General features: G+C 43.1%; 10 protein-coding genes and 2 pseudogenes. 6 read left to right on the top strand and 6 right to left on the bottom strand.

The features are described from left to right. Nucleotides 1-156 precede the first annotated feature (156 nt). Both O9324_RS07070 and dapB read right to left on the bottom strand, forming a co-directional pair. The gene (locus tag O9324_RS07070; RefSeq protein ID WP_288139825.1) at nucleotides 157-510 is read right to left on the bottom strand and encodes a nucleotidyltransferase family protein; all 354 of its coding nucleotides are present in this window, start codon (nucleotides 508-510) and stop codon (nucleotides 157-159) included. A gap of 187 nt (nucleotides 511-697) precedes the next feature. Further along, entirely contained in the window at nucleotides 698-1528 is an 831-nt protein-coding gene (gene dapB / locus O9324_RS07065; protein ID WP_288139824.1) for a 4-hydroxy-tetrahydrodipicolinate reductase, read from the bottom strand. Nucleotides 1529-1991: 463 nt separating this feature from the next. Between dapB and O9324_RS27460 the strand changes: the two are divergent. Further along, nucleotides 1992-2138, top strand: a pseudogene (locus O9324_RS27460) (IS982 family transposase); the annotation flags it as partial. Between the two features lie 160 nt (nucleotides 2139-2298). Here O9324_RS27460 and O9324_RS07060 read toward each other — a convergent pair. Next, complete coding sequence (locus tag O9324_RS07060; RefSeq protein WP_002733310.1) at nucleotides 2299-2751, bottom strand: divergent PAP2 family protein; 453 nt, start codon at nucleotides 2749-2751, stop codon at nucleotides 2299-2301. 17 nt (nucleotides 2752-2768) lie between these two features. Beyond that, entirely contained in the window at nucleotides 2769-3698 is a 930-nt protein-coding gene (crtE, locus tag O9324_RS07055; RefSeq protein WP_072924057.1) for a geranylgeranyl diphosphate synthase CrtE, read from the bottom strand. Nucleotides 3699-4111: 413 nt separating this feature from the next. Between crtE and O9324_RS07050 the strand changes: the two genes are divergently transcribed. Continuing rightward, entirely contained in the window at nucleotides 4112-5509 is a 1398-nt protein-coding gene (locus O9324_RS07050; protein WP_288139823.1) for a serine/threonine protein kinase, read from the top strand. On the opposite strand, the gene O9324_RS07045 is transcribed toward O9324_RS07050, so the two are convergent. Further along, nucleotides 5483-5686, bottom strand: a complete 204-nt coding sequence (locus tag O9324_RS07045; RefSeq protein WP_043995992.1) for a hypothetical protein — start codon at nucleotides 5684-5686, stop codon at nucleotides 5483-5485. The two genes, O9324_RS07050 and O9324_RS07045, sit on opposite strands and share 27 nt — an antisense overlap. A gap of 145 nt (nucleotides 5687-5831) precedes the next feature. Between O9324_RS07045 and def the strand changes: the two genes are divergently transcribed. The 3 genes from def to O9324_RS07030 all read left to right on the top strand — a co-directional run bounded on the left by def (nucleotide 5832) and on the right by O9324_RS07030 (nucleotide 7333). Then, nucleotides 5832-6407 carry a peptide deformylase gene (def, locus tag O9324_RS07040; protein ID WP_271990077.1) on the top strand — a complete coding sequence of 192 codons (576 nt, stop codon included), beginning with the start codon at nucleotides 5832-5834 and terminating at the stop codon, nucleotides 6405-6407. A 31-nt stretch (nucleotides 6408-6438) separates the two neighbouring features. Then, entirely contained in the window at nucleotides 6439-6636 is a 198-nt protein-coding gene (locus O9324_RS07035; protein ID WP_002731987.1) for a hypothetical protein, read from the top strand. Between the two features lie 379 nt (nucleotides 6637-7015). Further along, nucleotides 7016-7333, top strand: a complete 318-nt coding sequence (locus O9324_RS07030) for a 2Fe-2S iron-sulfur cluster-binding protein (protein WP_002768334.1) — start codon at nucleotides 7016-7018, stop codon at nucleotides 7331-7333. A gap of 81 nt (nucleotides 7334-7414) precedes the next feature. Here the strand turns inward: O9324_RS07030 and pyrG are convergent, their stop codons facing one another. Next, nucleotides 7415-9037, bottom strand: coding sequence for a CTP synthase (gene pyrG / locus O9324_RS07025; RefSeq protein ID WP_288139822.1), 1623 nt, complete (start codon nucleotides 9035-9037; stop codon nucleotides 7415-7417). Between the two features lie 171 nt (nucleotides 9038-9208). Here pyrG and O9324_RS07020 point away from each other — a divergent pair. Next, nucleotides 9209-9499: pseudogene (locus O9324_RS07020) on the top strand (RNA-guided endonuclease InsQ/TnpB family protein); the annotation flags it as partial. Between the last annotated feature and the right edge of the window lie 142 nt (nucleotides 9500-9641).

The raw sequence follows: 9641 nt of genomic DNA, 5'->3' as shown, positions 1-9641 counted from the left end.
TCCAGATACAGTCAACGGTACAGCCATTTTCAAGTAAAAAATGTACCCAGTAGCCTCTTTTCAATTTTTTCTTAGAAGCGACCTGCAGTAAGGGTTTTGTTAATTTTTTAGTATTTATGTATGGGGGAAGTCCAGTTATATCAGCTTTCAACGGAATTAGTTGTCGGTTGTCCATAAAATTCCTTCTTCCCGAATGCGGTGGGCAAAATGACAGTTTTTCAGCAGAATAATATCTACCTCTCTCCCCAGATAATAGTAAAGAATACTAATAGCATCAAAGTGCAATTCGGGATTGATATTTTCGACGGCAATATCCACATCAGAACCGGGGTGAAATTTATAGGGACGAGTCACGGAGCTAAAGATATAAGCTCGATTAATTCCGTATTTTACAGCATTTTCAGGAAGCCATTGTTGAGTTTTTGCCAGCAGGGTTTGTCTTTCCTGTTCTCCTTGAATATCTTTTTCTTTGAGGATTTTATCGAGTTCTGGGGTAGGAAAAGCGCTCATGGGCTTATTTTACCATTGAGTTTAAGTAAGTGGTTCTAATTAAATAGAAGATAGATATTGCCTTCGATCCCCCCTAACCTTGATCAGGGGGGTGCCGAACTGTTTGGTACTTTATTGATGACGACAATGCCCAATTAGCAAAGGTTTGAGCTATCACCACTACAATAAAATCACTACCTATCTCAATTTAGAGGATTTTTTCTAAACCGTAAACGAGGGATTGCAGCTGAGTAACTTTGCGGATAGAGAGGAGAACCCCCGGCATATAACAGGAGCGATCGCTGGTATCATGACGAAGGGTATAGATTTCCCCGGGGGAACCGAAAATGACTTCTTGGTGGGCAATTAAACCGGGTAGACGCACGCTATGAATACGGATGTTCTCAGCAGTTAAACCGCCTCTAGCGCCGGGGATAGTTTCTTTTTCGGAAACTTGGGCAGGATTAAAGGTTTTACCTAATTCTGCCAGTAATTCGGCGGTTTTGAGCGCCGTTCCACTGGGTGCGTCTGCTTTTTGATTGTGATGCAGTTCGATAATTTCCAGATGATCAAAGTAGCGGGATGCTTGCAGGGCAGCCTGTTGTAGTAAAACCATGCCAATGGAAAAATTGGGGATAACTAAACAGCCAGTGCTGGCTTTTTCGGCAAATTCGGTTAAATCTTGCAGTTGTGCCGCCGATAATCCCGTAGTTCCCACCACGGGACGCACTCCATAGGCGATCGCACTGCGGGTATTGTCATAAACACCGTCGGGATGGGTAAAATCCACCATCACCCCTTGCACTTTTTCCTGAGTTGCCAGGACTAAAACACTCTGCAAATCGTCGAGTATCGGCACTTCTAGGGGTTCACAACCGGCCACTTCCCCCACATCTTGACCTCGAAAAGCGGGATTTCGATCCACTGCACCCACTAAGATCATATCGTCGGCACGAGCAACGGCTTTAATGACTTCCCGTCCCATTTTACCGGCTGCACCGTTGACAACTACGGGAATCGGGCCTCTATTTTCGGTCATGGTTAATTATTCTCCTTAGTATATAACCTGAGTTCGGGATAAGAAAAGGGAGAAGTGATATGCTGAAAAACAGAAAACCATTCAGCCACCTTGCCCTAGGGTTAGTATAGATGCTTTATTCTGTCCTGTCGATTATTTTTGCCAACAATTTGAACCTCAATGCTCAAAAAGCTTACTTGCTTATGGACTGAAGACTCGACAACAAAAAAGAAGCTTATGTCTGGGGGAAATTATGACGATTTTAATCGCTTTTCATACGGCGGATTCAGGCTCAGTCTGGTACATCTTCTAAGTGGAAAGGCTTATCCAATAATACTAAATCCGGTTATTAAAAACTGATTATTTATTCTCCCCTTTGCATGAGTGCCTCTTGCATGAATGCCTCTCCTCATAACTAGCCTATACTCAACGGATTTAGTATAAGGAGTTGTCTGTGCCAGATGGATAGAGAAACCGCCGTAGTAATCATTACAGAAACTTCAAATCCTCTTATTTAGACCATGTAGCTGAATACTGGAGCGATGCTTGTGCCAATTTACCCAGTTATCAGCACTTTGTTGAGTGGATTCCTGTGACTTTGATTCCTTTTTGCCTCTATCTCAAACATTGCTGCTGATGCGTTTCAAATTTGAATTGGCCTACCAAGATTGGCCATCTCAAAACTTTGAAAACCGCAAAAGCCCTCAATTTTTAGGGATTGTAACATGAGTGATTACCCCGGATTTTCAGTTATTAAATCTAGTTTATCTCAACCCCAGAAAACACCTCAATTAATGACAGAGCAGCACCATGGCGATACCGATACCCAAACTTAAACCGACCAGCACTTGAAAAGGAGTATGACCAATTAATTCCTTTAAACGTTCCTCGTTAAATTCCTTGCCCTCCTGGAACATTTCATCGATAATTTGATTGAGAATCCGGGCCTGTTTTCCCGCTGCCTGACGCACTCCAGCCGCATCATACATAACAATAACCGCAAAAAGCGCCGCAATCGCAAATTCGGGACTAGACCAACCCATCTGTAATCCTACCCCAGTAGCCAAGGCCCCCACCAGCGCCGAGTGAGCGCTAGGCATTCCTCCCGACGAGACTAGATAGCGCAGACTCACCTTACCATCGCGGATTAACTCAATCAGCGCTTTTAGTCCCTGGGCAGTGAAACAAGCTAAAAGAGAGACTAGCAGTATTTGATTGTGTAACACCTGCTCGAAGTCCTGCATAATCTCATTCGTTTAATTTAATTTTTACGATTAACAATATACTCGGCGATGGCCCGTAAAGGTTCAGCGGCCTCATCGTAGCCACTCAATTCATTGATGGCACTATCTATTAACTGTTGAGCTTGCTGGCGGGACCCCTCTATCCCCCAGAGACTGGGATAGGTGGCTTTTTGTGCCTGTAGATCCTTACCGGCGGTTTTACCCAATTCCTCCTTTGTCGCCGTGATATCGAGAACATCATCGATAATTTGAAAAGCCAAGCCAATATTTTGGGCATAACGGGCTAATTTAGCTATATCTTCCGCTTTTGCCCCCGCTAAAACTGCCCCCGACACCACAGAAGTCTCCAACAGGGCCCCGGTTTTCTGAGTATGGATAAAACCGAGAGTTTCTGCCGAAATATCCGGTTTTCCTTCGGATTCCAAGTCTAAAACCTGACCTCCCACCAAACCCGCTGCCCCGACCGTGCGACCTAAACGGGCAATTACCTCTAAAATCTGTACAGGAGGTACATTACGAGTCTGGGTAGCCACATACTCGAAAGCATAGGCCAGGAGACCATCCCCAGCTAAAATAGCGATATCTTCGCCAAAAACCTTATGATTGGTTAATTTCCCGCGTCGGTAATCATCGTTATCCATGGCGGGTAAATCGTCATGAATTAATGACATAGTGTGAATCATTTCTAGGGCGCAAGCGGTGGGTAAAGCCATTTCTAGGGAACCCCCCATCAATTCACAGGTAGCCAGACATAAAATCGGCCGCAGCCGTTTGCCACCGGCGAGGAGAGAATAGCGCATCGCCTCGTAGATTTTGGCGGGATTGCCGATAACTAAAGAGCTATCCAAAGCTGACTCGACAATTAACCGCTTTTCCTCCAGATAGGAAGCCAGAGAAAAGCTCTCGTTTTTCCTCACTTCTACTCCTCGTTCGCCCCTAGTAACCATGTCTTTTTGTCTTGAACCGACTGCTTTTAAAACTATATCAGGAAACTCCACCTCGATCGGAATTAAACTGGCTGCTCCCTTGTACCCTCAGCTGTTGACTATCTAAATTACTCCTTCAGACTACATGGCAGCGCCGCAGTTGCTATTCTGAACACTTGTACTAAATTTTCCCAGACGGAGAGGGTCCAATTTTCTTTTCTGATGCCTATTTTCTCTTTTAACCTGAAAAAATACCTCCCTCAGCAGCCCAGTCCAAGGATTAGCGAAAAACGGGCGATACAATTGAATTTCGCCGCAGTTATCATCGGAGATGCTAAAGTTTTGATGATTCGGTCAAACTTACGTTTTCTTAGCTTGCAGTTTAGAAATTTCTCGATTAGTCTAGAATTAGGATTCTCCTAGGAATATATTGTATGCTGCCAGGGCAAATTTTAGGCGATCGATACCAAATTCAAAGTCAGTTAGGTAAACAAACTGGAAGACGCACATTTCTCGCCCAAGATCTAAAAACGGGTACTACTGTTGTCGTCAAATTATTAATCTTCAGTCCCGATTTTGAATGGACAGATTTAAAACTCTTTCAACGGGAAGCTGAAACTCTTAAACATCTAGATTGTCGCTCGATTCCTGAATATATCGACTATTTTGAAGTTCGCACCGATACCTATCAAGGTTTTGCCCTTGTTCAGAGTTATATCGAGGCTAAATCTCTCAAGGAACAGATAGAAAATGGCCGCAAATTTAGTGAAGCAGACCTGCAAGAATTAGCTAAATCTATCCTAGGTATTTTAATTTATCTCCATGGACTTAATCCGCCAATTATCCACCGGGATTTGAAACCTAGTAATATTTTACTAAAAGATCGAACTGGTCATAGTATCGGCAATGTTTATTTAATTGATTTTGGTTCTGTCCAGACTGTTGCCCAACAGGAACAGGCCACTTTAACTATCGTCGGAACCTACGGTTATATGCCCCCCGAACAATTCGGTGGTCGCACCGTTGCCGCTTCTGATTTATACAGTTTAGGAGCGACTTTAATCTATCTAGCTACAGGCATTCATCCCGCCGATTTACCCCAAAAAGATGGCAAAATTCAATTAAATAATTTAGCCAATTTAAGCCCTGCTTTTGTTCATTGGTTAGGGCAGTTAATTGAACCTAGTCTCGAGAAAAGGTTTATTTCAGCACAGGCGGCAAATCAAGCTTTAAATACTCTCCACGAAATGCAATTAACTTACTCTAACCTTGAAAAACCCGCCAGTAGTCGGGTACAATTGCAAAAAAACGAGGAGAAAATTAAAATATTTTTACCCCCCGAAGGTTTTACCCCTAAATTAATTTATCTTGGAACCTTTGCCATCGCTTGGAACGCTTTTTTATTAGTATGGACAGGAGGAGCAGTTTCCATTTCTCTGTGGATAAGTTGGTTTTTTCTGCTCTTTTCCTTGCCTTTTTGGTATGTGGGTTTAGGAATGCTTTACCAGATTATTTATTGTCTCAAAGGGGAGGAAATTATCACTATTAATAGTCAAGAAATTGTTGCCATTAAGCGAATTTTTGGTTTGACACTTCCGGGCAAAAAGAAAATGGCACGGGAACATATTAATAAACTGGTGAAAGCTGATGGTTATCATACCAAAGATGGCGAGGGCGATCGAGTTTATGTACCGATGGCTTTAACTATTTGGGCGGGGACTAAAGAATATACTATTAGTAATAATACAAAAGCCTATCTGAGTGAACCCGAAATTGAATGGTTAGCAGCGGAATTAAGTCAATGGTTAGGAATACCAATTACTAATAAGTAGCCGGTTATAATCAGCTTTTTCTCCCTTCTCCCCACTCCCCCACTGATTACTGATAACTGATAACTGAAAAATCTCCCCACTCCCCCACTGATTACTGATAACTGATAACTGAAAAATCTCCCCACTCCCCCACTGATTACTGATAACTGATAACTGATAACTGAAAAATCTCCCCATCTCTCACCTCCTGATATGGACGAACTGTCTGTGATCAGTGTAAAATTTTATGAAGAGTCTGGGCTTTCTCCTCCCTTTTCTGGAGAAATGCCCCAGTACCAGTGACTAAGATCAAAATTGTGTCATCCCATCGATAATTAAGTTTATGAGCGCCACTATTACCGTAGAAAAACGCAAATTAGAAAAACCCCCTTTAGAACTGCATTATCTCGGCGATCGAGTCCTGCGTCAACCAGCCAAGCGAATTGCTAAAGTCGATGACAGCATTCGTCAATTAGCCAGAGAAATGCTGCAAACTATGTATAGTGCCAATGGTATCGGGTTAGCGGCTCCCCAAGTGGCAGTCAATAAACAATTGATTGTCATCGATTGTGAACCCGATAAACCAGAAAATACGCCCCTAATTCTGATTAATCCCCAAATTATCGGTTATAGTCGGGAATTGTGCAAAGCGGAAGAGGGTTGTTTGAGTATTCCCGATGTGTTTTTAGATGTCATCCGTCCCCAGGCGATCGAAGTGAGTTATAAAGATGAACAGGGGAAACCGCGAAAACTGCAAGCTAACGGTTTACTAGCGCGGGCAATTCAACACGAAATGGACCATCTTAATGGTGTCATGTTCGTGGATAGAGTAGATAACGATTTGGCACTCAATGAAGAATTAAAAAAACACGGTTTTTCCGTGCAAGCGGTGAAACCCGTCGAGAAAGTGACAAAATAAAGGCATTAGTTAATTTAGGTGAGGAGTGAAGATGACCCCGAAAAGCGGCGTTTTATTGTTATTATCCTGTATTGCAGCGATCGCTGGTGTGGGTTGTGTCTTTGAAATTAGTTCAGGAGAACCGGATTTAGGCAATACCACCACTGGCTTAATTCTAGCGGCAAGTGTGCCACTAACAGCCCTATTTTTTTGGGCGGCGGTTAAAGACACGAGAGCCAATTACAAATAGAATAACTTCCCCTCGGTTATGGGAAAATTGGCATAATTTTCATGAGCAGAAGAGAGAAGCAAATTCTCTCTTTTGTTTTTTTAATTACAGGGCAAATTGCCAGAAAAAGTTACTACTTTTCAGTATCTTATCATCTTTTATGACAATCAATTATATGCCGACCGGTGAAAACCTGATTAGGTACAGATTTCCCCCCTCTCTTCTAAGTAGGTGGGTGGAATTAAATATAAGATGAACGTAGGTTGGGTTGAAGCATGAAACCCAACGCCCGATTATGTTACGCTACCGCTAACCCATCCTACAAAAATTGTGCCTCCCTACTTATATCCGCAATCTAGAATGATAAAATAGGTGAAGTTCAAAGCATTATTCATTAGCTATGACCACAACCTACAAAGTAGAAATTTCCCATTTAGGAACAACACAAACGATCGAAGTTAGGGAAGATCAAACTATACTACAGGCGGCCTACGATGCGGGGATTGACTTACCCAGTTCTTGCAATGCGGGCGTATGTACTACCTGCGCCGCTCAACTTTCCCAGGGTAGCGTCGAACAAGGAGAGGGCATGGGATTATCCCCCGACCTGCAAAAAGAAGGCTATGCTTTGTTATGTGTGGCCTATCCTCGCTCGGATATTAAACTGGAATCTGGCAAGGAAGAAGTAGTTTATCAACGTCAATTCGGAAAACCCTAGGCCAAACTGGGGTTAAGACGGGAAATTTTCGGGGGTTTCCCCCCAAAAAACCAGATTTTGAGCCAATAGAACCAGCAAACCCTAACTAATAAGGGAAAACTTTTGCTCTGCACTCTTGAGGGCCGCTTTCATGAAACCAGAAAAGAGAGGATGAGCTTTATTGGGACGAGAGCGAAATTCGGGGTGAAATTGGGTAGCAATAAAGAAAGGATGTTTTGGTAGTTCGATAATTTCCACCAAACGACCATCGGGAGAAGTGCCACTAACCAGATAACCAGTCTCGAAAAAGAGACTACGATAGGCATTATTGAACTCGTAACGGTGACGATGGCGCTCATAGATAACCTCTTGACCGTAGAGAGAGAAAGCTAGACTATCGGGATTTAAACGACAGGGATAGAGACCTAAGCGCATTGTTCCCCCTAAATCCACCACATCTGCCTGTTCTGGCAGTAAATTAATCACTGGATTGGGTGTATCCTCTTCAAATTCGGAACTATTGGCCCTTTCTAATCGGGCCACATTGCGACCCCATTCGATAATCGAACACTGCATCCCTAAACAGAGACCCAAAAAAGGAATATTATTGACCCTAGCATACTCGATCGCCTTAATTTTGCCATCCACACCCCTAATACCAAAACCACCGGGTACCACAATACCGTCAACACCGCTTAAATGAGCTTCGGCCGAATCGTTATCCACATCTTCAGCACTTACCCAACGCAATTCTATCTCGCTATCAAGGGCAATAGCAGCGTGTTTAAGGGCCTCCACCACCGAGAGATAAGCATCACCCAACTGCACATATTTCCCGACGATAGCTATCTCTAATTTTTGACTAGGGGATTGCATCTGTCGGATGAGATTTTCCCACTCCTCCAGATGGGGGTATCGGGGACTGAGGTTTAATAATTCTAGGGTTTGTTGCGCTAATCCCTCTTTTTCCAGATTGAGAGGCACTTCGTAGATACTGCTGGCATCCTGAGCAGTAATCACCGATTCCACTGGCACATCACAGAAAGCTGAGAGTTTTTCTTTTAATCCCGGTTGTAGGGGTAGATGACAACGACAGACTAACACATCCGGTTGAATACCGATCGATCTTAATTCCTTGACCGAGTGTTGCGTCGGTTTCGTTTTCATCTCCTTCGCGGCCGGAATCCAAGGAATTAGGGTAACGTGCATATAAACCACGTTATTTCGACCCACATCCTTCCTAAATTGCCTAATTGCTTCTAAAAAAGGCAGGGATTCGATGTCTCCCACCGTACCACCAATTTCTGTAATGACAATATCGGGGTTGGTATCTTTGGCCACCCGGAGAATCCTTTCCTTGATTTCGTTGGTAATATGGGGAATTACCTGCACAGTTCCCCCCATATAAGCACCACGGCGCTCTTTATTCAATACCGCTTGATAAATCGAGCCAGTAGTCACGCTATTGAGACGGGAGAGTTCCGTATCGGTAAAACGTTCGTAGTGGCCAAGGTCGAGGTCGGTTTCAGCCCCATCATCGGTGACAAATACCTCTCCGTGTTGAAAAGGACTCATCGTGCCTGGATCCACGTTGATATAGGGGTCTAATTTCAGAATTGAGACGGAATAATCCCGACTTTTCAACAATCTTCCCAAACTAGCAGCGACAATTCCTTTCCCAATACTGGAGACGACTCCCCCAGTAACAAAGACAAATTTACTCATAAAATTTTTCCTGCGATCGATTATACCTAGCAAGGGGTGAGAGTTTTCGGGATGCGGCGGTGTCATTTTCCCAGATTTCATCGAAAATTTGGGTCTGAAACCCCGTCGTTCTACGACGGCTTTACTGTTAAATATTAGCGCATTTACACGATATATGCTAGAATGTGAGATATGGAAAAAGCCTACTCGTTCCGATTTTACCCAACACCCGAACAAGAGTCGCTATTGCGGCGCACTTTGGGCTGTGTAAGATTGGTTTACAATAAAGCTCTCCATCTCAGAACACAAGCATGGTACGAAAGACAAGAAAGAGTAGGATATACTGAAACGTCTTCAATGCTAACTGATTGGAAAAAGCAAGAAGAATTAGAGTTTTTAAACGAAGTTAGCTGTGTACCCTTACAACAAGGGTTAAGACATTTACAAACAGCTTTCACTAACTTCTTTGCTGGTCGTACTAAGTCAGCAATTCTCATTTTGAAAAAAATCAGATAAAATTCTCTTATTTAAATAGAGAACTTGTGTAGAAGCATTATTTTTTGACAGATAATTATCATCCAACACTGGAGATAGACAGGTTTTAAGAAATCTGTCCACGAAAAAT

Origin of the sequence: Microcystis sp. LE19-84.1B (genome assembly GCF_027531875.1) — a bacterium.
Lineage (GTDB): Bacteria > Cyanobacteriota > Cyanobacteriia > Cyanobacteriales > Microcystaceae > Microcystis > Microcystis panniformis.
The sequence above is the reverse complement of the archived record's forward strand: the minus strand, read 5'-3'. Positions and strand labels throughout refer to the sequence as shown.